This is a genomic window from Arenibacter algicola (assembly GCF_000733925.1).
GTDB classification, from domain to species: domain Bacteria; phylum Bacteroidota; class Bacteroidia; order Flavobacteriales; family Flavobacteriaceae; genus Arenibacter; species Arenibacter algicola.
The window spans coordinates 2,063,795-2,089,026 of the sequence record NZ_JPOO01000003.1 but is presented as its reverse complement, the minus strand read 5'-3'; the positions used below and the strand labels follow the sequence as shown (position 1 = coordinate 2,089,026).

The following is a 25,232-nucleotide window of genomic DNA, read 5'->3' as shown; positions in this document are numbered from 1 at the left end:
AATATGGGCCTTTCTAGCTTTTTTCATCGAGTATTTTTGCTGTTTGACGGACAATAACCTTATTTTGTAGGGTAAATCTTATTCCTTATTTAGGATAAAAGTGAAAATATGAGAAAAAGCATATTTATGCTATTTATGGTTATAATTGGGCAATTTTTGTCCGGGCAGGTTTCTGATCTGGAAAAAAATGCGCTTATAGACCTCTATAACAGTGCTAAGGGCGATACCTGGACCAAGGGGTGGGATCTGAATGCCCCGGTTGCTAGCTGGGAGGGTATAACCCTAGAGAACAATAAGGTGGTATCCGTTAATTTAATGAATAACAATCTTAGGGGGAGCATACCAAATTCAATAGGCGACCTAAAGAATTTAAAGGTATTGAACCTTGCTCTAAATAATATAGGAGGGAGTATTCCGGAAGGTATAACGGAATTAAAAAAATTGGTTGTGCTAAGGTTGGGTAAAAACAAGATAACAGGAGGGATACCTAAAAATATTGGGAGTCTGGAAAAACTTCTTGTACTGGATCTGTTTTATAATGACCTTTCTGGAGAATTGCCCCAAAGCATGAGTGAGATTAAAAGGCTAAGGGTAATATTGCTTTCCCATAACGGATTAAGTGGTTCTATTCCTTTGACCTTTGGAAATTTAAAATATTTAGAACGTTTGGAGTTGGGCGATAACAATTTTAGTGGTGAAGTGCCAGAGAGTCTGGAAAACCTGACCAATCTAAAAATGCTTGTTTTGGCGGAGAACCGATTCCGTGGAGAATTCCCTGAGGATATCTTGAGCCTTCCCAATCTAAAATTGGTACAACTTCAAAATAATAGATTTGGCGGAAATGATTTCAGCAACGATGCAGCCAATAATAATTTTGCCCTTTTTGATTTTGATGGAGGTAATCACAGAAACTTTGATCTTAATAAAATAAATAGTAATAAGGACGTTAGAACGGCTGATACCAGATTTGAGGATAGTTTTAATTAAAAGATTATTTATATGATACAACAAAAATTACATAGAGCGTGCTTTTTTGGAGTGATTGTATTTTGTATAGTATTTGCCACTGCGGCAAATGCCATGGTTCCAAAAAGCGAAAAAAACGTGTTATTGGAACTTTACAAAAGCACCCAAGGTCAAAAATGGAATACTACATGGGATGTTAATGCCCCAGTTGACACCTGGTTTGGGGTGACGGTCCAAAACGGGCATGTGGTGGATATTAACCTTTTCAGGAATAACCTTGTCGGTAGCCTACCAGAAAGTATAGGGGATTTGAAACACTTGGTAAATCTAAACCTTGCCTTTAATGTCATAAGTGGGGAAATTCCAAAAAGTATAGCCCAATTAAGTAAATTGGAGGTGTTGAAACTGGAGATGAACAGGTTGGAGGGTGAAATACCATCAGAAATTGGGAATATGAAATCCTTGGTTAAACTTTCTGCCTTCAATAACTTCTTAAGTGGAAGAATACCCGAAAGTCTTGGAAATATTCAAACCTTAAAGGAGCTTAATTTGTCCAGCAATGAACTTACAGGGCGCATACCTAACTCTTTGGGAGAACTATCAAAATTGGAGAGTCTGGGACTTTTTGAAAATAAATTGTACGGTTCTATCCCTGGTGAATTGGGCAAATTGGGACAATTAAAAGAGCTGGTACTGGCAAACAATGAACTTGGCGGGGAAATTCCCAAAGAGTTTGGGCAATTGGGCAGCCTAAAGGTCCTTCAAATTCAGAATAACAATATTTTCTCTTTTGATAATTTGGAAAGCATGAATTCTGGTCAGTTCCTTGTCTTTGATTACGATAAGGTAGAAGTAGAAAAAGAAAATAAGTATAAGGATTTTGATGTCATTAAAACAAGAATGGCAGATACGAAGTTTGAGGATGAAATGGAGGAATAGTAATTACTTAAAAATAAGTTGGTTTGGTTAGAAGGAATACAATTTGTATTCCTTTTTTTTTGGATTAATGCCGTATTTCGGAACTTTAAGATACATTTAACAAGTATCCCTTAAACTAATAGATAGTTTTGCAGTCAAACCAACTTATAAACCCTATATGAATTCTAGAAAAATTGCATTATCTATTATTGGGGGCCTCCTAATAATAGGCTCCTTTTTTGGTGCAAAATATATTGTCAATAGTAAGACTACTCCAAAGCCACGACCAGAGAAGGTGGTAAAAACGGTTATGGTTGAGACGGTCAAGAATGGTAATGTGCCAATTATTGTTCCGGCAAACGGAAATCTTGTAGCCAAAAGAAGGGTGGAGCTCTATGCTGAAGTCCAAGGGGTTTTTAAATCTGGGAATAAACTATTTAAACCAGGACAGGAATATAGGGCGGGAGAAATACTTATAAGGATAGACGCTGCTGAATATTACGCCAACGTTCAATCCTCCAAAAGTAATTTATACAATTTAATCACTTCCATAATGCCCGATCTTAGATTGGACTATCCGGAGATATTTGATAAATGGCAATCATTTCTGGCCAATTTTGATATAAATAAAAGTGTTCCTCCCCTTCCGGAAATGAATACGGACAAAGAAAAATATTTTATTTCCGGGCGAGGTATATTGACCAATTACTACACTATAAAAAATTTAGAGCAACGTTTGGCCAAGTATACTATTGCGGCACCTTTTAATGGGGTTTTGACCGAAGCATTGGTCACAGAGGGTACCTTGGTCAGGTCTGGGCAAAAATTGGGAGAATTTATCAATACCAATGATTACGAATTGGAAGTCGCCATCAGCAAGACCTACAGCGATCTATTGAATGTTGGTGAGGTAGTGCAGTTAAAAAGTATTGATAATAACAAAACCTATCAAGGGAAAGTTACGAGAATTAACGGTCGGGTAGATCTGGCTTCCCAGACCATTACGGCTTTTATAGAGGTGAAGGATCCGGACCTTAGGGAAGGGATGTACCTAGAGGCCCATCTAAAAGCCAAGGAAGAGCCAAATGCCATTGAAATAAACAGAAGTTTATTGCTGGAAACCCAAGAAATATTTGTGGTCAGGGACTCCGTGCTGGATTTGATACCGGTTAAACCTGTTTATTATTCGGATAATAGTGTAGTTTTAAAGGATGTTCCCGAGGGAATAACAATTCTATCCAAACCGGTAATGGGAGCCTATGCTGGAATGTTGGTAAAAGTATTTAAAGACCAAGTAACCAACAATCAAAACTAATGAGGAATATTATAGCCTATTTTATTAAGTACCATGTAGCCGTAAATGTCATAATTGTGGCTTTCCTTATTTTTGGTATAGTAGGGGCATTGTCATTAAAATCCTCATATTTCCCGCTTACTGATTCCAAAAATATTAGTATAAATGTAACCTATCCAGGTGCTTCCCCACAAGAAGTGGAGGAAGGTATTGTTCTTAAGATAGAGGATAACCTAAAAGGTTTGGAGGGTGTGGACCGGGTTACTTCCACTTCAAGGGAAAACAGTGGTATTATAAATGTCGAGATAGAGAAGGGCAGGGATATAGATTTTATGCTCTTGGAAGTTAAAAATGCCGTTGATAGGGTGCCTTCGTTCCCAACGGGTATGGAGCCTTTGGTGGTCTCCAAGTTGGAGGCGGTAAGACAGACCATTAGTTTTGCCATAAGTGGTGAAAATATAAGTTTGTCTGCATTGAAGCAGATAGGCAGGCAGGTGGAGAACGATATTAGGGCTATGGAGGGCATCTCCCAGATCGGAATTACCGGATATCCTGCTGAGGAAATAGAGATTGCGGTGAACGAGAATAGCCTTTTGGCTTATAATGTGTCATTTGACGAGGTAGCCCAAGCCGTCTCTAATGCCAATATTTTGGTTACCGGGGGTAATATTAAGACTAATGCGGAGGAATTTCTGATCAGGGCCAACAATAGGTCGTATTATGGAAATGAATTATCAAATGTCATCGTCAGGGCCAATGCGTCCGGACAAACAGTACGCCTCAAGGATGTGGCAGTCATAAGGGATCGGTTTTCGGAAACGCCCAATGCTACATATTTTAATGGAAATCTAGCTGTAAATATTGCTATTACAAGTACCAATACGGAAGATTTAATAACATCATCCGAAAAGGTAAAGGAATATATAGAGGAGTATAATCAAAAACATAACAACGTAAAATTGAGTGTGGTCAGTGATCAGTCCGTTACACTAACACAACGTACTCAATTGTTGACCGAAAATGCGATTATGGGGATGATTTTGGTACTCATCTTCCTTTCGCTGTTTCTTAATACCAGATTGGCGTTTTGGGTGGCCTTTGGCTTACCGGTAGCATTTTTGGGAATGTTTGTATTTGCCGGATTCTTTGATGTAACCATCAATGTTTTGTCCCTTTTTGGAATGATTATCGTAATCGGTATTTTGGTGGATGACGGTATTGTGATCGCCGAAAACATTTATCAGAACTACGAGAAGGGGAAGCCCCCCATACAAGCGGCTGTTGATGGTGTTATGGAGGTACTGCCTCCAATTATTTCGGCCATCATTACTACGATATTGGCATTTTCTATTTTCCTGTTCTTGGATAGTAGGATTGGCGAATTTTTTGGTGAGGTATCCGTAATCGTGATACTTACTTTGGTGGTTTCCTTGGTGGAGGCCTTGATTATTCTACCTGCCCATTTGGCCCATTCAAAAGCCCTACAGCCCTTGGACAATAAGCCTAAAAAGGGAATAGCTAAGGTATTTGCAAAATTAAGGGTCATCAATGAATGGGGAGATAAACTTATGGTATGGATGAGGGATAAGTTATATGGCCCCGTTCTGCGTTTTTCGCTCCGCTATAAAATTCTGATGTTTTCTATATTCGTAATGTTACTGTTTTTAAGTTTCGGTTCCATTGGGGGTGGAATAATCAGAACTGCGTTTTTTCCACGGGTGGCAAGTGATCGGGTATCCGTAGACTTGCTTATGCCGAATGGGACCCATGAAAGGGTAACCGATTCCATAATTAGCCTAATTGAGGAGAAGGCCAAAATTGTGGATCAGGAGCTGACGGAAAAATACTTAAAGGGTACTGGTAAAAAGCTTTTTGAAAACATGATTAGGAAAGTAGGGCCCGGCTCCTCCACGGCCTCGCTGGACATTAATCTTTTGCCTGGGGAAGAAAGGCCAGACGAGATACGGTCGGATTTGATTACCAATAGATTGCAGGAACTGGTAGGTCCTGTTATTGGGGTAGAAAGTCTCATCTATGGTTCTGGGGGTAATTTTGGGGGTAGCCCTGTTTCTGTTTCCCTATTGGGCAATAATATTGTGGAATTAAAAGAGGCCAAAAAGGAGCTTAAAGCTATTTTGCAGAACAATGCCCTTTTAAAGGATGTTGCGGACAATGATCCTGCAGGAATAAAGGAAATACGGCTGGAGCTGAAGGAGAATGCCTATTTAATGGGGTTGGATCTTAGAAGTGTTATGAATCAGGTGCGTGCAGGATTTTTTGGGGCCCAGGCGCAACGTTTTCAACGGGGACAGGATGAAATCCGGGTCTGGGTGCGTTACGACCGCTCCGATCGCTCGTCCATCAACGATTTGGACGATATGAGGATTAGTACTCCCAGTGGAAGTAAGGTACCCTTAAAGGAAATTGCAAGTTACGTTATAGTGCGGGGAGATGTGGCTATTAACCATTTGGAGGGTCAGCGCGAAATTCAGGTTTCTGCTGATATTAAAGATGATAAGACTACCAGTGCCACCGATATTATGAATGAAATAAGGACGGTTATTATGCCGGATATCCATTCTAGATATCCTACTGTAACTGCATCCTATGAAGGGCAGAACAGAGAAACCCAAAAGCTTTTTGGGTCTTTAAAATTTGTGGGCCTTTCCGTTTTGCTGTTGATCTATATTACTATAGCCTTTACCTTCAGGAGTTTTAGTCAACCTCTACTTTTGATTATTTTGGTGCCTTTTAGTATCACTGCCGTGGCCTGGGGCCACTGGATCCATGATTTTCCTATCAACGTTTTGTCTATGTTGGGGATTATTGCCTTAATAGGAATTATGGTAAATGATGGCTTGGTGCTTATTGGAAAATTTAATGGTAATCTTAGGGAAGGAATGAAGTTTGATGATGCCATTTATGAAGCCGGTAAATCTAGGTTTAGGGCTATATTTCTTACTTCCATTACGACTATTGCCGGTTTGGCACCTTTGTTATTGGAAAAAAGTCGACAAGCACAATTTTTGAAACCCATGGCTATATCCATTGCCTATGGAATTGGGTACGCGACCGTATTGACCTTATTGATGCTGCCTTTGTTTCTGGCCTTTAGCAATAAAATGAAAGTTGGCACCAAATGGTTGATTACTGGAAAAAAAGTGACCAAAGAAGAAGTTGAACGGGCAATAAAGGAACAAATGGAAGAAAGTCATATGCAAAATTTTGAAAAACATGAGCAGAATGGTCATTCTCCGGAAATATCAACTTCGTTAGAGGATGACATCGCAATATCTAACGAATTGGAAGACAAGAAGTAAATGGGATATAAATATATAATCGCAGGCCTGCTAATTGGTTTTTGCGGAGTTGTAAGTGCTCAGGAGAGGTTATTGTCCAAAGATGCAGCTGTATCATTGGCCTTGGAAAACAATTTTGGAATTAAGGTTGCCAAAAATCAGGTGGCCATGGCGGATAATAATGCGGGTATCCTCAACTCTGGTTACTTGCCTTCCCTTACGGGTACAGCTGGTGCCACGTACAACGAATTGAACAGTAATACGGAGTACCCTGGTCAATTTGAATCCAATGGGAGCCCCAGGCCAGATTTGGAGATCAATGATGCTGAATCACAATCCTACAATGCCGCTCTTCGTTTAGATTATACGCTGTTTGATGGTATGGGCAGACTCTATAATTTTAAGCGATTAAAAGAGCAGTATCAATTATCAGAATTACAAGCTAGGGAAACCATAGAAAATACCATTCTCCAATTATTTAGTGTGTATTATGAAATTGCCAGGCTTACCGAAAACGAGAATGTTCTAAGGCAGGCCTTGGAAATTTCCAAAGACCGGATCAAAAGGGCGGAATATTCCTTTGAATATGGACAGAATACAAAATTGGATATCCTTAATGCCCAGGTAGATGTTACCAATGATAGTATTAGTTTAATGAACGTTCAGCAGAACTTGGCCAATGCAAAAAGGGATTTAAATGTGGTTCTCGATCAAAATCTCAATGAAATATTCGTAGTGGATACCTTGGTGAGTTTTATTCCTAAATTACAGTTGGAGGATTATATTGCCCAATCGAAAGAAAACAATGTGGCCATACTTCAAACAGAGCGCAATATAACCATAAACGAGTATGATATTAAGGTCAACAGATCTGGATATCTGCCTACTTTGGGGCTAAGCGGTAGCTATGGGTGGAATTTGAACCAAAGTGCTGCCACCTCATTTCTTCCGGGACAAATTATACCTGGAAGCAATAGGAACAGTTTAAATTTTGCATTGGGGGCCAGTCTTACATGGAATTTGTTCGATGGAGGCGGTACAACCGTAAGGGTTAAAAATGCCAAAATAGCCTATGAAAATCAGGAAATATTTAAGGAACAGGTAATACTTGAAGTGGATAGGGATATTTTAAATGCCTTGGGGATCTATGAGAACAGGTTACAGATATTTAAAATCCAGGAACAGAACGTAGTGACCAACCAAAATAATTTTGAGCGGTCCAAGGAACAATTTCAATTGGGACGGATAACGTCCATAGAATTTAGGCAGGCACAAATAAACTTGCTCAACGCCCAGACCAATAAGAATTTGGCCAAATACGATGCCAAGTTGGCCGAATTACAGCTGTTACAATTAACAGGACAGTTGTTATCGGTAGAATTTTAATCCAATTATATTCATTTCCAATTGGAGCAAAGCTCTCATTAATAGCTAGAAAGTTTAAGTAATTAAACTATTGATCCATGTACGAACACTTCTTTCAATGTCCCTATTGCTGGGAAGAAATATCCATGCTGTTGGATCCTTCCATTTCCCGACAGACCTATGTGGAAGATTGTGAGGTTTGTTGTAATCCTATCTCGGTTACACCGGTTTTTGACGAGGGGGAGCTAATTGCATTTGAGGCTTTGAATATTGGACAATAGTTTCATTCTCAAACCTGATATTCCTTCAAAAAAAAGACAGTCTAAAAATGTTGGTTTTTAAACTGTCCAATTAGAAGCAGGTAAAATAGTTTATGCTTATTTCTTGTAGTCCCCGGCGTTGATTACCGTCCAATTCTTATAGGGTTTAATGTATTTAAGAATGGCATTGTTGATATCGCTTACGCTTAGACTCTTCACTTTTTCTTCCAAGTTTTTTTGGAATTCCATGGTGCGATTGTAATAAATGTTGTTGTTTACCAGGCCGGCCAGTTCGGCATCTTTTGCTCTGGAAACATTTTCCTCCTGCACCCAGCCGTTTACGGCATTCTTCAATTCTTCCTCCGTAATTCCGTCTTTAATAAAACGATCCAATTCCTCCTTAAAGCCTAATTGTACCTTGTCATAGTTCTCCGGGGCGTATATGGCGTAGAGGTACATGGATGAATTTTGGTCGTCCGCATTGTAATCTGCTTGGAATCCGGCACCTGCACCATAACTAACGCCGTCCTTCTGTCTTAACCTGTCCGCAATCCTCGAATTAAGAAAACCGCCTCCCAGTATGGTGGCTGCCATATTTAATGCGGCATAATCTTCATCCTCTTGGCTAATTTTAACGTTAAGGTTTCCAAGCGTCATAGCATTCTTCTTGTCTGGGGTAAGAATGTCTTCATTTACTTCCGGGGATTCGGTAAAAGGATCTTTTAGCCTGGCGTAGGTATTTTTGCTCTTGAAGTTGGCATACTCTTTTTGCATATAGGTTTTTATTTGCTCCGGCTGCATGTCCCCTATACCTACTAGAATGGATTTGCCCAAACCATAAAATGCCTTGTGGAAGCTTTTAATGTCCTCTACGGTGATCACCCTTATGGCGGCCTCCTCTTCCTCAACGGTCATGGCATATAAAGGATGTCCCTTTGGAAATGTATTGTTTATTACGGATAGTCTTTTAGAAGCCAAAAATTGTGGTTCTGTCTTATTACTTTCCAAATATGCCAAGGACTCTGTTTTTAATTTTTCCAATTCCGAGGCCTCGAAGGAAGGGGTTTTGAGCATTTCCGACATTAGGGCCAAGGTGGCCATTAGGTTTTCTTCGGTAGAAACTACATTGGCATAAACATTCCCATTACTGGCTCTAAAGGATACCGAAGATTTTAGTTTGCTCAATTCGTCCTCGATCTGTTGCCTAGACTTGGATCGGGTACCCTTGTTAAGTAGACTAGCGGTAAAAGAGGGGATAACCCCTTTGTTCATAAGCGATTCCTCATTTCCGTTTCTAATGCTAAAACTAAGTCGGACGGTTTTGCCGCGGTTGCTCTTTTTTATAATACCGTAGGCAATGCCATTGGAAAGTTGGCCTTGGTCCAATCTGGATTGTATGGCATCATAGGAAACATCGAAGGCCTCACCTGTACCCATGTCCTCCTTGCCTTTATAGTTTGATACAAGGGCATCAAGATTTTGCGTATGTTCAATTTCTATTCTTTCGGGCTTTTTGGTAGGATTAAATCGGCCTATGGTTCTATTTGTGGTAATCAGGTATTTCTTGGCAACTTCATTTACGGTTTCAAGACTGGTATTTTCAATTCTATCCCGCTGTATAAATGCCAATCGCCAATCACCAGCACCAATAAATTCGCTCATATAGGTTCCTAAGTAGGAAGAATTTCTAAAGATTTGATCGGTTCGTTTTAAAAGATTGGCTTTGGCTCGATCCAGTTCCTCTTGGGTGATGGGTGTGGTTTTTACGGCATCTAAAGTTTCCTTTAGTACTTTTTCCACTTCGTCGGCATTCTTGTCCGAAGGTACATCTACGTTGATATATAAAAAACCCGGTTCTTTGGTAAAAGGGGAGAAAGACCATATAGAGGAGGCTTTATTTGTCTCGATCAAGGCTTTGTAGAGCCTTCCCGAGGGTTCGTCTGCCAGTACATCTTCAATAATGGAAATGGCGGCATAATCCTCATGTGAGCCTGCCGGGGTATGGTACATGGTGGATACTATCTGTAGATCGCCAACGCGATTGAGATGTACCGTTTTTTCACCATCCTGTGCCGGTTCCTCGGTATAGGAGTCCCTTAATGGAGTGGTTGGTTTTTCAATTTTACCGAACTTTTTTTCGATCAAGTCCAGTGTTTTGGCTTCATCGAATTTGCCCGTAACCATTAAAACGGCATTGTCCGGACGGTAGAATTTTTTATAAAATGCCTGTAGGTTTTCAATGGGAACGCGTTCTATATCGGATCTATTTCCAATAGTGCTGTTACCATAGTTGTGCCATATAAAACCGGCATTGATAACGTTCTGCATAAGAACACGTGATGGGTCGTTTTCGCCACTTTCAAATTCATTGCGTACCACACTGAATTCTGATTCCAAATCTTTTTTGGCTATATAGGAATTCACCATACGATCGGCCTCCAGGTCCAAGGCCCAATCCAGGTTTTCATCAGTGGCATTAAAGGTTTCAAAGTAATTGGTCCTGTCGAACCAGGTGGTCCCATTGGGGCGCGCACCATGCGAGCTCAACTCTTTGGGAATATCCGGATGGTTGGGGGTACCTTTAAAAACCATGTGTTCCAAAAGGTGGGCCATGCCTTTTTCTCCGTAACCTTCATGTCTGGACCCTACAAGATAGGTAATGTTGACCGTTATGGTCTGTGACGAATTATCGGGAAATAGAAGTACTTTAAGGCCATTATCCATTTGGTATTCCGTTATTCCTTCCACAGAGGCTATTTTTTGTAATTGCCCATAGGAAAGACTATTGCAAATCAGGAAGATTAGTATAAGAGATATGATTTTTATTCTCATGACAGTGTAGTTTTTTGATATTCAATAATACAAAAATTAATAGGTGTTTTAGGGGTTATAACCTTATAAATTTTGAGTTTTGGAGGTATATTACGTCATATGGATGGCTCTTTAGAAAAATTGTAATATTTTTAGCCCATCAACCTAAACTAATTTATCAAATGCTAAAACTTACCTCTAGATTATTTAATCTGCATCTATTTAATTTTCTTTCACTATGTTTCTTGTTGATTTCCTTGCAGTCCTGTAAATCGGCACAGGCGGTTGTGGCCGAAACGGATAACAAAACATCCGTTAGCGAGGCCTTTACTGAGAAAATTCCGGCTACCGATATTTCTTTTGATATGGTATTGATACCCGAAGGGACATTTATGATGGGAAGCCCAGAAAACCAAGTAAACAGAAAGGCCGATGAAGGGCCAATGAAGACTGTGGAATTGGATGCCTTTTATATGGGAAAATATGAACTGGGTTGGGAGGTTTTTGAGCTTTTCTTTAAGCAGAATAAAAATTTGTTCGAGAACTTGGAAGCTGACAAGTTAAAAGGCATAGATGCCATTACAAGGCCCAGTCCTCCCTACGAGGATCCTTCCTATGGTATGGGAAAGGTTGGGTATCCTGCCATAAGTATGTCCGCGTATTCCGCCTTGGTGTTCTGTAAGTGGTTGAGTACCGTTACAGGCAGGTTCTATAGATTGCCAACAGAAGCGGAATGGGAATACGCCGCCAAAGCCGGGACCAATACGGCCTATTCCTTTGGTGATGATATTTCCAAAATTGATGAATATGCCGTGTATTATAAAAACTCCGATAATCATTATGCCAAGGTGGGAAGCAAACTGCCAAATCCTTGGGGATTGTATGATATGCACGGAAATGTCTCGGAATGGACTTTGGATGAATACAAGGAAAATGCCTTGGCTATTACCGAATCCAAGAACCCTTGGGTAAAACCTACCGTAATACATCCCAGGGTAATCAAAGGAGGGTCTTGGGACGATGACGCAAAGACACTTAGGTCGTCTGCCAGGATCGTGTCCAGTTTAAAATTACAAAAAAGGGATCCACAGATCCCAAAAAGTTTTTGGTGGAACACGGATTCCAACTTTATTGGATTTAGATTGGTAAGTCCTAAAGTTCAGCCTTCAAAAGAGGAGCAAAAACAGTTTTGGCAAATTGTGCTGGACGAGTAGGAACAACCGTAGAAACCTTTTGAAAACAAATCATTAAATTTAGCACATGAAAAATACACTGTTCATACTATTATCATTTCTGGTTTTAGCCGGTTATGCCCAAGAATCATATACGCTGTCCAAAGAAAGTGTCCTCAAAATTAATGGTTCGTCTACCATTCACGATTGGACCGTAACGGCCAATTCAATGAAGGGATCCATGAAAGTGAAGGCTGGTGTTGTAAATAATCTCTTGTTTCAAGTGGAGGTGGCCCAAATTAAAAGTGAACGTGGAGCGGCGATGGATAAAAAGATGCATGCTGCACTGAAGATGGAAGAGCATCCTGAAGTGTCCTTTAAATTTCAGGAAATAAAGAAAACCGCCGATTCGGAAAATACTTTTAAGATTCATGGGATGCTTAATATTGCCGGTGTTGAAAAAGCGGTGGAAATAACATCGGAATTTCAGGAAGTTGGCGGGAAATATATGTTTAAGGGAAGCAAGGAGATAAAATTACAGGATTACGATATGGAGCCGCCAACGGCAATGTTTGGTCAAATAATAGTGGGTGATAATGTTACTATCGATTTCGATTTGGTCTTTGCCAAAGGATAGGGATGCCTACTCCAGATATTTGGATTGGCTCTTTTATTGAATTTATATTTCTGGATTTATTTGTATTGTGATAATCCTTGGTTCTGAAATGAATAGGTGGGCGCGTGTGCAATATTATTTTTGCAATCGCTCTTCCCTAAAAATTCCTGGCGTTACCCCGGTATGACTCTTAAAGATCCTATTGAAATAGGAGAGATTTTCCAATCCCACTTTTTCTGCAATTTGCTTCAGGGAATTGTTGGTGGAAAGCAATAGCAATTGTGCTCTTTCTATACGTTTGGATTGAATGTATTTATTGGGGCGCATGCCAAAACTTTCATTGAAGACCCTTGAAAAATAATCTGTATTTAGATGGCAAAAGTCGGCCAGCTGCTTCACGGTCAAATTTTCGTGGAGATTTTCATGGATATAGTTTAAGACCATACCAAATTCTTTTTTCACATTACTCTTAGTGGATTGGGTGTTCATATCCTTTATAAACCTGGATATCAATATCTCCAAAATGGCATGGGTTTCCATATAGGCTGAAGGACTTAATTCTTCGTTCCTCTTTTCAAAATCCATCAAGGTGGGTCTGTTGTCATATACTTTTGGGTTGTTATTTTCCAACTGCCTATTCGGATTTAGTTCCAACAAGCGCTTAAAATAATACAAGTCCATTGGATTGGCTTTTGACTCGAAAATAAAACTGCTAAAATTAAATATGGAATAGCCATTTTTTATCTCTTCCAAACAACTGATATAATATTGTTCGTGATATTCATCACATTTGTATCTGCCAAAGGTATAGCTTGGGATGATGTATATATGCCCAGGTTTCAATTCAATTGCTTCATTGCTGTGATAAACCATGGCACTTCCCTCAGTAATGTAATATAGTCTGATAAATGGGCTAATAACATCATCATAATCCCATAGGGGCCCAAGTTTTGCATAACCTACATTCAATAGGGCTAATTTTAGGGATTGAAGAATTTTGGACATAGCTCAGTCTTTTGTCGGATTTAGAACAGTATTAATCAATATATGTTTATCCAAAAACCGATTAATTCACTACTAATTTAATAAATTTTATAGTAAGGAATAGGTTTTGTCAGGATGTTAATGTCGGAAATGTGCAATACTTAAACTGATTTGGACCTGCGTTATGAATCCTTAAATTTTATCTTTGAAAAGGTAGCAAATAGACAGGTCGAATATGGTAATAATTAAGAAGCTTTTAATTTTCACTTGGGTTTTATTATTTTTTTCCTGTGGAGGTCCGGAAATACCTGAATTGGTATCTCTTGAATATGATAAATTACCTAAGAAAGTGGATTTCAATCTACATGTAAAGCCCATTCTTTCGGATAAATGTTTTATATGCCATGGCCCGGATAAGGCAAAAATAAAGGCCGACCTTCAATTGCATACTTCTGAAGCTGCCTATAAGGAGCTGAAGGAATCTCCAGGAAAATTTGCCTTAAAGCCTGGGAATTTAAATAAAAGTGAGGTTTTCCACAGAATTATGTCAGATGACCCCAACTATGTAATGCCGGAACCGGATTCCCATCTTTCGTTATCGGACCATGAGAAGGCAATCTTGATCAAGTGGATAGAACAGGGTGCAGAATATAAAGATCATTGGGCTTTTATAAAGCCGAAAGAATACGATGTCCCAAAAGTCCAGGATAGGGCAGGTGTGGTACAAAATCCTATCGACAATTTTGTTTTGGCACGTTTGGAGCAGGGTAAATTGGAGTTCTCTCCAAAAGCGGACAAAGAATTATTGTTGAGAAGACTTTATCTGGATCTGACGGGATTACCGCCAACTTTGGAGGAGATGGATTCTTTTATGAAAGATCCTTCTCCCGAGGCTTACGAAAAGGTAGTGGACAAATTATTGGACTCTCCCCACTTTGGAGAGCAAATGGCCTTGGATTGGATGGACTTGTCGAGGTTTGCGGATACTCACGGATATAGTGTTGATCGATATCGGGATATGTCCCCTTGGCGTGATTGGGTTATTGATGCCTTCAATAAAAATATGTCCTATGAACAGTTTATAACCTGGCAAATGGCAGGTGATCTTATTGAAAATCCTACTCGGGAAACTATTTTGGCAACAGCCTTCAACCGTGTTCATCCGCAAAATATGGAGGGGGGTATTGTAAGTGAAGAGTTTTTGGTAGAATATGCGGTAGACCGGGCAAGTACGGCCGGGCAAGCCTTTATGGGGTTAACCGTAGCCTGTGCCAGATGCCACGATCATAAATATGATCCCATATCACATAAGGATTTTTATGAACTCACCAGTTTTTTCAATAATGTGAACGAATCGGGGCAGATTTCTTGGAATGATGCCACTCCGGTTCCAACCTTGATGTTGACCACCGAAGAAGAGGAAAAGGTACTGTCCTATATGGAAAGTTTAATTGAAGAAACCGAAGGGGAGATCAAAAAAATGGAAGAGAAGGAAGTGGCTGTCAATTTTGATAAATGGCTATTGGAAGAGCAATACCAATCCATAGATATAAAAATTCCTTCAAACGGATTAACAGCTTATTTCAATCTAAATGATCAAAGTTTGCAAAATGTCATCAACCCAAAGCATAGGGGAACCATGAAGCGGGAAGGTACGGAAGGACAAAAAATAAATTTATCCGAAGGAAAACAGGGCAAAGGAGTATTGTTGGATGGAGATACTTGGCTTGATTTGAGAAAGACAGCTGTTTTCGGAAGAAATGATGCCTTCAGTATAGGCCTATGGGCAAATATACCCTCGAATATCGAGAATGGGAACATTTTCCACAAGGGCGATGGAGCCATTTTGTACAATTGGCGCGGCTATCATCTAAAGATTGTGGACAATAAATTGGAACTCATGATGGCGCATACGGCACCCAATAATGCCATTGTAGAGCTTACAAAAGAAGGGTTTCCCAGGGATGAATGGGTGCATTTTGCCATTACTTATGATGGTTCCAGCAAGGCCGAAGGTTATAGGTTGTTTGTTAATAGTAAGGAGATGGAGACCACTGTGAAAACGGATAATCTGTACAAGGACATTCTATTTAGGAATAACAATGAACCAGGCTTGCAATTGGGGGCAAGATTAAGGGGTAAGGGAATAAAAGGAGCTGTGGTAGATGAGATAAGGGTGTATGATAGGGATTTGTCGGCCGTGGAGGTAATGCAACTTGCCAATAATCCTCTACTAGATGAATTGCTAAAAAGGGAGAAAGCAAGTCTTGCCTCCAATGATAAAAAATTACTGCAGGAGCACTATTTGAAGTCGGTTTCCCAAGCCACCACATTACAGCACCAGAAACTGGCAGAATTGCGCAAGAGTTATGTGGATAGTGTAGAAAAGGTAAAAGAGGTAATGGTCATGGAGGAAACCGCTGAACCGGTGCCGTCCTACATTTTGGATAGGGGAGTGTATAACGCCAGGGGAGAGGAAGTGTTTCCCAATACCCCTAAAGCTATTTTACCCATGCCCGAGGATTATCCAAAAAACCGATTGGGATTTGCCCAATGGTTGTTTCATGAGGACCATCCCCTTACTGCAAGAGTGGCGGTGAACAGGTTTTGGCAACATTACTTTGGGTATGGTCTGGTAAAGACTTCGGAGGATTTTGGGAACCAGGGCGAAATGCCAAGTCACCCCAAATTACTGGATTGGCTGGCCTTGGAATTTAGAGATTCGGGATGGGATGTTAAGGCATTTCAAAAATTGATAGTGATGTCGCATACCTATCAACAATCTTCCATGGTAAGTGAGGAATTGATGGAAATGGATATCGACAACAGACTTTTGGCAAGAGGACCTTCTAAAAGGCTATCCGGAGAGATGCTACGCGATAATGCCCTGGCCAGTTCCGGATTGCTGAACAAAACCATAGGAGGGGAAAGTGTAAGTCCGTACCAACCGGAAGGGCTATGGAGGGTGAACAACGCTACCTACAGGCAGGATACCGGGGATAAACTTTACCGAAGAAGTATGTACACCATATGGAAACGTTCCGTACCCCATCCTACTTTAGCCACCTTTGATGCTCCAGCGCGGGATGTATGTACCATTCAGCGACAGGAGACCAATACCCCGTTACAGGCTTTGGTATTGCTGAATGATCCAACTTATATTGAAGCATCCAGGGTCTTGGGCAAGCGTATGAGCGATTTGGGAGATTTAAAATTGGCCATCTCCAATGTTTTTAGGCAGCTTACCGGGAGGAAAATTAAGGAGGATGAGCTGCGATTGCTGGTTGAACTTCAGGAGAATGAATATAAGAAATTTGCGGCCAACTTGGAAAGAACAAAAGGATGGCTGAATACAGGTGAATTTAAATTGGAGAATGTTGATGATAAGGCTTTGGTTGCCGCCAATGCCGTGGTGGCCAACACCATTATGAATGCCGACGCCTGTATTACTAAAAGATAAAAAGTTAAAGAATTGCAGAATTAAATAGGAGGGTATGTGCGATCATCATGATAAATTAAGATCTAATAATCGGGATCTTCAGAGCATCGAAAAACAATGGGATAGAAGGGAGTTCTTTAAAAAGACCTCCCTTGGTATTGGGGCCATGGCCCTTGGTTCCCTATTGAATACGGAAAAGATGTGGAGTGCTGTGGATCCAGCCTCTGCCCAAAGGAATTCCTTGAGTGCCTTCACTAAAAATAAATTGGGTTTGCCACATCATCTGCCAAAAGCAAAGCGCATAGTGTACCTTTTTCAAAGTGGTGGTCCTTCGCAATTGGATCTTTTCGATTACAAGCCTAAGCTAAAGGATATGTTTGGTAAGGACTTGCCAGATTCCATAAGGGCCGGGCAGCGCCTTACTGGGATGAGCGCCGATCAAACGGCCTTTCCCATTGCCGCATCTACCCTAAATTTTAAGCAGTATGGGGAATCTAGGGCGTGGGTCAGTGATGCAATGCCCTATTTGTCCGAGGTTGTGGATGATCTTTGCTTTATTAAGGGAATGCATACCGATGCCATTAACCATGATCCGGCAATAACCTTTTTTCAAACCGGAAGTCAACAACCGGGAAGACCATCCATAGGTTCCTGGATCAGCTACGGATTAGGGTCGGACAATGATAATTTGCCTACTTTTATTTCCTTGGTTTCCAAAAATGGTTCTGGGCAGCCCTTGTACTCCCGTTTATGGGGCAACGGCTTTTTGCCTACAGAACATCAGGGGGTACAGTTCCGATCGGGCAAGGACCCGGTACTTTATTTGGGAGACCCTGAGAATTATGACGGAAATGACCGCCGACAAATGCTGGATTATTTGAAAAAATTGAATGGGATGGCCTATGACGCCTTTGGAGATCCCGAAATCAATGCTAGGATAGCACAGTATGAAATGGCCTATAGAATGCAGACCTCCGTACCCGAGGTAACGGATACCTCGGACGAGCCCGACCATATTTTTGATATGTACGGTCCCGATAGTAGAAACCCCGGAACTTATGCGGCAAATTGTTTGATGGCCCGTAAATTATTGGAAAAGGATGTGAAATTTGTTCAATTATACCATCAAGGTTGGGATCAACATGGCAATTGCCCAGGGGGAGTAAAATACCAGAGCAAAAATACAGATCAGGGAACCGCGGCCTTGATAAAGGATTTAAAACAACGGGGCATGCTGGAAGATACCTTGGTGGTGTGGGGCGGAGAGTTTGGACGTACAGTCTATTCCCAAGGTCAGCTCACTGAAACGAACTACGGACGTGACCACCATCCGAAGGCCTTTACCATGTTCATGGCAGGGGCAGGGGTGAAACCGGGATTCACCTATGGCGAGACCGATGATTTTGGCTATAACATTATCAAAGATCCAGTACATACCCACGATTTTCAGGCTACCTTATTACATTTATTTGGAATAGATCACGAAAGATTGACCTATAAACATCAAGGACGTAGGTTTAGACTTACTGATGTACATGGGGATGTGGTGAAAGATATTCTTACTTGATGCAAAAAGTAAAAACATGTTGGCTGTATTTTTTAAAAATTAGGAATGGAAAGTAACGTACCGGATTTTATATTGTTTTTAGGTAGATTTCACCCACTAGTGGTGCATTTACCCATTGGATTCTTAATTTTTGCCTTTGTCTTGGAACTTTATGGGCGTTGGAAAAGGGATTTCGCGGTTTCCATGGCAATTGAATTTGCCTTGTTGGGTGGAGCCATAAGTGCCGCTGTAGCCAGTGTCCTGGGGTATATGCTCTCCTTGAGCGGGGACTATGAGCAGGATATGTTGGATACTCATTTTTGGTTTGGAATAGCAACTACTCTGGTCGCATTTCTAGCATGGTCCATTCTTTCAGGCAAGCTTCATATACCAAAATTAAAAGGTTTAAAGGCCAATATAGCTGGTCTGACCCTTGTGGTTATTTTGGTGGCTATTACCGGTCATTATGGGGGTAATTTGACCCATGGAAGCGATTATTTGGTTAAATATGCTCCTTTTGGAAGAACGGAAAAAGTGGTGCTGCCCCCAATTGCAAAATTGGAGGAAGCCGCTGTCTATGATTATCTGGTAAACCCTATCCTTGAAACAAAGTGCAATAGTTGTCATAATTCCAGCAAGAAAAAGGGAGGACTCTCCTTTCAGGATTCCGTTGCTATCAAAAAAGGAGGTAAGAATGGGGAGGTTTTTATAGCTGGAAATGTTGCTAAGTCCGAGATGGTTAGACGTACAATGCTGGATCCCCACCATGAGGATTATATGCCTCCTGAAGGTAAGACTCCCCTTACTGATGAGGAGAAATCAATTCTGTCATTCTGGATAGAAAAGGCCAATGCGGACTTTAAGATAAAAATGGGGGATTTGGAAACTCCTGAAGAGATAACGAGTATTGCCTCTAACATGTTGGGCTTGGAAGATGTGACCGGTAAAAGTGGAATACCCTTGCCTAAAGTGAGCCAAATAAATGAGGAAATATTGAAGGGTATTATGGGTGAAGGGTTCAAAGTTCGGGAATTAATATTTGAATCCGGTCTGTACGAGGTTGTGCTGCCCCCTAATTTTATTAGTTCCGGGAACAGGACTGAATTGGACGGAAAGCTGGAAAAGCTTCTTCCAATGAAGGACAACATTATCTGGCTTTCCCTCAAGGACAATGATGTGCAGGACAGGCATTTAAAAACCATCGGTCAATTTCAAAACCTTCAAAAAGTTGAGCTGGAAAAAAATCCGATAACAGACGTAGGTATTTCTGAAATTACAGGGATTCAAAGTATAACTGGCCTTAATCTATATCAGACTAAAATTACCGCATCCAGTTTTGAGAATTTTATAAAAATGAAAGGATTGGAACGGGTATACGCTTGGGGAACAGCAATAACCGAAGATGAGGTGGCAAGTTTTGCCAAAAAAGAAAATCGACCCGCCATAATAATGGGGATGTAATGACGGTATATTAATGATTAATTTATTTCAATATATAAAATGCATTATTAAAGATGTTAAAACTATGAAATAGCCCATATAATAAGATAGTTTCCTTATGAGACAAAAAGTTAGCATAGTATTGATTTTATTGGGCCTGGTGGCACTGTTGTTCGCCTTCAAATCGGGGCTTTTCAAATCCTCTGGGGATGTGTATGCCGATCAGAAGCTGCCTGAGGTGGTTGACTATAACTTTCATATAAAGCCCATACTATCGGATAATTGCTATACCTGCCATGGACCTGATGCCAACAAGCGAAAGGCCGGCCTGCGTCTGGACCTTGAACAGGCCGCGCTTTCGGAACTACCGGGGAATCCCGGAAAATATGCCGTTGTAGCGGGAAAGCCCGCCAACAGTCTCTTGTACCAGCACGTGGTCTCGGACGATCCAAAACAGCTGATGCCCCCACCGGATTCACAATTGGCACTTAATTCCTATGAAAAGAAACTCTTGAAGAAATGGATAGAACAGGGTGCCAAGTTCGATAAGCACTGGGCCTTTATCCCTCCCAAGAAGGCGGAGCTGCCCAAGACCGAATCGGCGGATTGGGCACAAAATGAGATCGATGCCTTTATCATGGAGAAACTGGAGGAGAACGCCCTGGCCCCCTCCCAAAAGGCGGAGGACCATACGTTGATCAGGCGGATGGCCCTGGACCTTACGGGCCTGCCCCCCAATGCGGACCAGGTGAAAAGATATCTCAACAATACCTCCGGGGACATATTGGAACGGGCCATAGATGAGTTTTTGGCCTCCCCGAGCTATGGGGAACGTATGACGCAGGTCTGGCTGGATGTGGCCAGGTATGCGGACTCCCACGGCTACCAGGACGATAGCTATAGGAGCATGTGGCCCTGGCGCGATTGGGTGATCCATGCCTTTAACAACAACATGCCCTATGATGAGTTTTTGACGGAGCAATTGGCTGGCGACCTGATGCCCAATGCCACCAAGGAACAGGTGCTGGCCACGGGTTTCAACAGGAACCACCCTATCACCCAGGAGGGCGGGGTCATCCAGGAGGAGTACCAGTCCTATTATGTGGTGGACCGCACCAATACCTTGGGCAAGGGAATATTGGGCCTTACCCTGGAATGTGCCAAATGCCATGACCATAAATACGACCAGCTGTCCCAAAGGGACTATTTTGAAATCTATTCCTTTTTCAACAATGTTGCTGAGAAAGGTCTTCAGAAAACCGCTGGCGATGCCTATAGAAAGGAATATTTTGCGGACGACCCCTTTATCGCCATCACCGATCAGGAGACCAAGGGCGTGCTGTCCTTCATCAATAAGCCCGAAGGTAAAGATGTAAAGGTGATGGTCATGAACGATTCCATGCCCAGAACAACCTATATTTTCGACCGTGGGGAATATGACAGTCCGGGAGAGGAAGTATCGCCCAATGCCCCGGGAATAATACTTCCCTTTTCCGAAAATCTTCCCAAAAACAGATTGGGACTGGCCCAATGGGTGACCGATGAGAACAATCCCTTGACCTCCAGGGTCTTTGTGAACAGGATCTGGGGGATGTTGTTCGGGAGGGGACTTGTGGAAACTTCCGAAGATTTTGGGGTGCAGGGCAGTCTGCCCACCCATCCGCAATTGTTGGACTGGCTGGCCAAGGATTTTATGGAGCACGATTGGGACATAAAATATCTTTTGAAGAAAATAATGCTCTCCGCTACCTACCAGCAAAGCTCCATTGCTACCGAGGAATCCAAAAAGGCGGATCCGGATAATAAATGGCTTTCCAGGGCCCCCAGGTTCAGGATGAGCGGGGAGATCATACGTGACTATGTGCTGGCCACCAGTGGTCTGCTGAACAGGGAAATAGGCGGGCCAAGTGTAAAGCCCTACCAGCCCCCAGGGCTGTGGGAGGAGACTAATGCAGGGAATAACAGAGGCGGACTAACCAGTTATGTACAGGATGAGGGCGATAAATTGTACAGGCGTTCCCTGTACACCTTATGGAAAAGGACCCTTCCACCACCGAGCATGTCCATTTTTGATGCGCCCAATAGAGATATCTGTGAGGTGAGGCGCCAAAAGACCAATACGCCATTACAGGCCCTGGCATTGCAGAACGATGTGCAGATGTTGGAGGCGGCCCGGGTACTATCGGAGAATACCATTACGGATACAAAAGATGCGGAAAAGTGGGTCACCACCGTATTTCAGCGTATCTTGGTAAGGAACCCCAAGGAAGAGGAAAAAAAGGTCTTGGAGGAATATTATACCGATGCCCTGGACAAGTTCTTGAACGACAGGGAGAATGCGGAAAAATTGCTTGCCCAGGGAGAATATAAAAGATTGGATACCGATCCGGCAAAAACGGCCGCGCTGATGTTGACGGCCCAGGTAATCTACAATCTAGATGAAACAATTACCAAAGAGTGATGATGACTGAAATTGAAATTATTAAGTTTTGAAAGGATTCATTTTTTTAGTCGTAGACCAATTAATATCGTTTATCAAAAATATTGGGAATAGGAAGATAGTGTTGAATCAGGAATGTTAAGTAGAGTTTTCTTGAATATTATTAAAATAGCCAAGTTAATTATGAAAATTTTAAACCCTTATTTAAAAAGATGTTACTATTTTAGTATAAATAATGTAATATATGTAAAATGAGAAGTTGTATCTTCTTAACTGAGGATTTTGGGCTTTTGGCTTTTACTTCTTGGAATTTCAATAGATGAAAATAAAGTTCCCAAATGAAACAAAAAATTATCATAGGATTAATTTTATTGGGCCTGGTGGCACTGTTGTTCGCCTTCAAATCGGGGCTTTTCAAATCCTCTGGGGATGGGTATGCCGATCAGAAGCTGCCTGAGGTCGTAGACTATAACTTTCATATAAAGCCCATACTGTCGGACAACTGCTATACCTGCCATGGTCCTGATGCCAACAAGCGAAAGGCGGGCCTGCGTCTGGACCTTGAACAGGCCGCGCTTTCGGAACTACCGGAGAATCCCGGAAAATATGCCGTTGTAGCGGGAAAGCCCGCCAACAGTCTCTTGTACCAGCACGTGGTCTCGGACGATCCAAAACAGCTGATGCCCCCACCGGATTCACAATTGGCACTTAATTCCTATGAAAAGAAACTCTTGAAGAAATGGATAGAACAGGGTGCCAAGTTCGATAAGCACTGGGCCTTTATCCCTCCCAAGAAGGCGGAGCTGCCCAAGACCGAATCGGCGGATTGGGCACAAAATGAGATCGATGCCTTTATCATGGAGAAACTGGAGGAGAACGCCCTGGTCCCTTCCCTGAAAGCGGAGGAGCATACGCTGATCAGAAGAATGGCCCTGGACCTTACGGGCCTGCCCCCCAATGCGGACCAGGTGAAAAGATATCTCAACAATACCTCCGGGGACATATTGGAACGGGCCATAGATGAGTTTTTGGCCTCCCCGAGCTATGGGGAACGTATGACGCAGGTCTGGCTGGATGTGGCCAGGTATGCGGACTCCCACGGCTACCAGGACGATAGCTATAGGAGCATGTGGCCCTGGCGCGATTGGGTGATCCATGCCTTTAACAACAACATGCCCTATGATGAGTTTTTGACGGAGCAATTGGCTGGCGACCTGATGCCCAATGCCACCAAGGAACAGGTGCTGGCCACGGGTTTCAACAGGAACCACCCTATCACCCAGGAGGGCGGGGTCATCCAGGAGGAGTACCAGTCCTATTATGTGGTGGACCGCACCAATACCTTGGGCAAGGGCATCTTGGGGCTTACTTTGGAATGTGCCAAATGCCATGACCACAAATACGACCAGCTATCCCAAAGGGACTATTATCAGATCTATTCCTTTTTCAACAATGTGGATGAAAAGGGGTTACGTATGGATGCTGTACAGGCTGCAAATCAGAAATATTTTGCTGACGCACCCTATATAACCATTACCGATGAGGAGACCAATGGGGTCCTGTCCTTTATCAACAAGGCCGAAGGTGAAGACGTCAAGGTGATGGTCATGAACGATTCCATGCCCAGAACGACCTATATTTTCGACCGTGGGGAATATGATAGTCCGGGAGAGGAAGTAACGCCCAATGCCCCGGAAATAATACTTCCATATTCCGAAAATCTTCCCAAAAACAGATTGGGACTGGCCCAATGGGTGACCGATGAGAACAATCCCCTAACGGCAAGGGTCTTTGTGAACAGGATCTGGGGGATGTTGTTCGGGAGGGGACTTGTAGAAACTTCCGAAGATTTTGGGGTGCAGGGCAGTCTGCCCACCCATCCGCAATTGTTGGACTGGCTGGCCAAGGATTTTATGGAGCACGATTGGGACATAAAATACCTTTTGAAGAAAATAATGCTCTCCGCTACCTACCAGCAAAGCTCCATTGCTACCGAGGAATCCAAAAAGGCGGATCCGGATAATAAATGGCTTTCCAGGGCCCCCAGGTTCAGGATGAGCGGTGAGATCATACGGGATTACGTTTTGGCCACCAGTGGTCTGCTGAACAGGGAAATAGGCGGGCCAAGTGTAAAGCCCTACCAGCCCCCAGGACTATGGGAGGAAACCAATGCAGGTGGCAATAGAGGTGTTCTTACGACTTATACTGCCGACGAAGGCGATAAATTGTACAGGCGTTCCCTGTATACTTTGTGGAAAAGGACCCTTCCACCACCGAGCATGTCCATTTTTGATGCGCCCAACAGGGATATCTGTGAGGTGAGGCGCCAAAAGACCAATACCCCATTGCAGGCCCTGGCATTGCAGAACGATGTGCAGATGTTGGAGGCGGCCCGGGTACTATCGGAGAATACCATTACTGATACAAAAGATGCGGAACAGTGGGTCACCACCGTATTTCAGCGTATCTTGGTAAGGAACCCCAAGGAAGAGGAAAAAAAGGTCTTGGAGGAATATTATACCGATGCCCTGGACAAGTTCTTGAACGACAGGGAGAATGCGGAAAAATTGCTTGCCCAGGGAGAATATAAAAGATTGGATACCGATCCGGCAAAAACGGCCGCGCTGATGTTGACGGCCCAGGTAATCTACAATCTAGATGAAACAATTACCAAAGAATAAT

At 42.2% G+C, this 25,232-nt stretch carries 15 protein-coding genes; 13 read left to right on the top strand and 2 right to left on the bottom strand.

Going from position 1 to position 25,232, the window contains the following annotated elements; translation table 11 throughout:
• The first annotated feature begins 108 nt into the window (after positions 1-108).
• The 6 genes from U735_RS0119480 to U735_RS0119455 all read left to right on the top strand — a co-directional run bounded on the left by U735_RS0119480 (position 109) and on the right by U735_RS0119455 (position 8,123).
• Complete coding sequence (locus tag U735_RS0119480) at positions 109-987, top strand: leucine-rich repeat domain-containing protein (protein ID WP_031445417.1); 879 nt, start codon at positions 109-111, stop codon at positions 985-987.
• A gap of 12 nt (positions 988-999) precedes the next feature.
• A complete protein-coding gene (locus tag U735_RS0119475; RefSeq protein ID WP_034248622.1) occupies positions 1,000-1,905 on the top strand; it encodes a leucine-rich repeat domain-containing protein in 906 nt (301 codons plus the stop codon).
• A 157-nt stretch (positions 1,906-2,062) separates the two neighbouring features.
• Entirely contained in the window at positions 2,063-3,199 is a 1,137-nt protein-coding gene (locus tag U735_RS0119470; protein ID WP_031445415.1) for an efflux RND transporter periplasmic adaptor subunit, read from the top strand.
• On the top strand, positions 3,199-6,498 hold the full coding sequence (locus tag U735_RS0119465; protein ID WP_034248619.1) for an efflux RND transporter permease subunit: 3,300 nt from the start codon (positions 3,199-3,201) through the stop codon (positions 6,496-6,498). The genes U735_RS0119470 and U735_RS0119465 overlap by 1 nt, the downstream gene beginning before the upstream one ends.
• Complete coding sequence (locus tag U735_RS0119460) at positions 6,499-7,863, top strand: TolC family protein (RefSeq protein WP_031445413.1); 1,365 nt, start codon at positions 6,499-6,501, stop codon at positions 7,861-7,863.
• A gap of 77 nt (positions 7,864-7,940) precedes the next feature.
• On the top strand, positions 7,941-8,123 hold the full coding sequence (locus U735_RS0119455) for a CPXCG motif-containing cysteine-rich protein (RefSeq protein ID WP_031445412.1): 183 nt from the start codon (positions 7,941-7,943) through the stop codon (positions 8,121-8,123).
• A 96-nt stretch (positions 8,124-8,219) separates the two neighbouring features.
• Here the strand turns inward: U735_RS0119455 and U735_RS0119450 are convergent, their stop codons facing one another.
• Positions 8,220-10,934: a M16 family metallopeptidase gene (locus tag U735_RS0119450; RefSeq protein WP_083260605.1), complete on the bottom strand. Its 2,715-nt coding sequence runs from the start codon at positions 10,932-10,934 to the stop codon at positions 8,220-8,222.
• Between the two features lie 161 nt (positions 10,935-11,095).
• On the opposite strand from U735_RS0119450, the gene U735_RS0119445 reads away from it, so the two are divergent.
• Both U735_RS0119445 and U735_RS0119440 read left to right on the top strand, forming a co-directional pair.
• Entirely contained in the window at positions 11,096-12,127 is a 1,032-nt protein-coding gene (locus U735_RS0119445) for a formylglycine-generating enzyme family protein (RefSeq protein WP_034248617.1), read from the top strand.
• A gap of 46 nt (positions 12,128-12,173) precedes the next feature.
• Positions 12,174-12,722 (top strand): YceI family protein, encoded by a 549-nt coding sequence (locus tag U735_RS0119440; RefSeq protein WP_031445409.1) that lies wholly within the window; start codon positions 12,174-12,176, stop codon positions 12,720-12,722.
• A gap of 114 nt (positions 12,723-12,836) precedes the next feature.
• On the opposite strand, the gene U735_RS0119435 is transcribed toward U735_RS0119440, so the two are convergent.
• Positions 12,837-13,706 carry a helix-turn-helix domain-containing protein gene (locus tag U735_RS0119435; protein WP_031445408.1) on the bottom strand — a complete coding sequence of 290 codons (870 nt, stop codon included), beginning with the start codon at positions 13,704-13,706 and terminating at the stop codon, positions 12,837-12,839.
• A 214-nt stretch (positions 13,707-13,920) separates the two neighbouring features.
• Between U735_RS0119435 and U735_RS0119430 the strand changes: the two genes are divergently transcribed.
• The 5 genes from U735_RS0119430 (at position 13,921) to U735_RS0119410 (ending at position 25,231) form a co-directional block, all read left to right on the top strand.
• Positions 13,921-17,145, top strand: a complete 3,225-nt coding sequence (locus U735_RS0119430) for a DUF1553 domain-containing protein (RefSeq protein WP_031445407.1) — start codon at positions 13,921-13,923, stop codon at positions 17,143-17,145.
• A 34-nt stretch (positions 17,146-17,179) separates the two neighbouring features.
• Positions 17,180-18,691 carry a DUF1501 domain-containing protein gene (locus U735_RS0119425; protein WP_031445406.1) on the top strand — a complete coding sequence of 504 codons (1,512 nt, stop codon included), beginning with the start codon at positions 17,180-17,182 and terminating at the stop codon, positions 18,689-18,691.
• A 45-nt stretch (positions 18,692-18,736) separates the two neighbouring features.
• The gene (locus tag U735_RS0119420) at positions 18,737-20,131 is read left to right on the top strand and encodes a DUF2231 domain-containing protein (RefSeq protein WP_031445405.1); all 1,395 of its coding nucleotides are present in this window, start codon (positions 18,737-18,739) and stop codon (positions 20,129-20,131) included.
• Positions 20,132-20,228: 97 nt separating this feature from the next.
• Positions 20,229-22,571 (top strand): PSD1 and planctomycete cytochrome C domain-containing protein, encoded by a 2,343-nt coding sequence (locus U735_RS0119415; RefSeq protein WP_031445404.1) that lies wholly within the window; start codon positions 20,229-20,231, stop codon positions 22,569-22,571.
• 317 nt (positions 22,572-22,888) lie between these two features.
• Complete coding sequence (locus U735_RS0119410) at positions 22,889-25,231, top strand: PSD1 and planctomycete cytochrome C domain-containing protein (RefSeq protein ID WP_031445403.1); 2,343 nt, start codon at positions 22,889-22,891, stop codon at positions 25,229-25,231.
• Position 25,232: the final 1 nt, after the last annotated feature.

Bases quoted from the DNA above. Each gene is read 5' to 3' on its own strand.
- U735_RS0119445 (WP_034248617.1), top strand. From the start codon at position 11,096: ATGCTAAAACTTACCTCTAGATTATTTAATCTGCATCTATTTAATTTT.
- U735_RS0119480 (WP_031445417.1), top strand. From the start codon at position 109: ATGAGAAAAAGCATATTTATGCTATTTATGGTTATAATTGGGCAATTT.
- U735_RS0119435 (WP_031445408.1), bottom strand. From the start codon at position 13,706: ATGTCCAAAATTCTTCAATCCCTAAAATTAGCCCTATTGAATGTAGGT.
- U735_RS0119460 (WP_031445413.1), top strand. From the start codon at position 6,499: ATGGGATATAAATATATAATCGCAGGCCTGCTAATTGGTTTTTGCGGA.
- U735_RS0119415 (WP_031445404.1), top strand. From the start codon at position 20,229: ATGAGACAAAAAGTTAGCATAGTATTGATTTTATTGGGCCTGGTGGCA.
- U735_RS0119450 (WP_083260605.1), bottom strand. From the start codon at position 10,934: ATGAGAATAAAAATCATATCTCTTATACTAATCTTCCTGATTTGCAAT.
- U735_RS0119440 (WP_031445409.1), top strand. From the start codon at position 12,174: ATGAAAAATACACTGTTCATACTATTATCATTTCTGGTTTTAGCCGGT.
- U735_RS0119475 (WP_034248622.1), top strand. From the start codon at position 1,000: ATGATACAACAAAAATTACATAGAGCGTGCTTTTTTGGAGTGATTGTA.
- U735_RS0119410 (WP_031445403.1), top strand. From the start codon at position 22,889: ATGAAACAAAAAATTATCATAGGATTAATTTTATTGGGCCTGGTGGCA.
- U735_RS0119425 (WP_031445406.1), top strand. From the start codon at position 17,180: ATGTGCGATCATCATGATAAATTAAGATCTAATAATCGGGATCTTCAG.
- U735_RS0119465 (WP_034248619.1), top strand. From the start codon at position 3,199: ATGAGGAATATTATAGCCTATTTTATTAAGTACCATGTAGCCGTAAAT.
- U735_RS0119455 (WP_031445412.1), top strand. From the start codon at position 7,941: ATGTACGAACACTTCTTTCAATGTCCCTATTGCTGGGAAGAAATATCC.
- U735_RS0119420 (WP_031445405.1), top strand. From the start codon at position 18,737: ATGGAAAGTAACGTACCGGATTTTATATTGTTTTTAGGTAGATTTCAC.
- U735_RS0119470 (WP_031445415.1), top strand. From the start codon at position 2,063: ATGAATTCTAGAAAAATTGCATTATCTATTATTGGGGGCCTCCTAATA.
- U735_RS0119430 (WP_031445407.1), top strand. From the start codon at position 13,921: ATGGTAATAATTAAGAAGCTTTTAATTTTCACTTGGGTTTTATTATTT.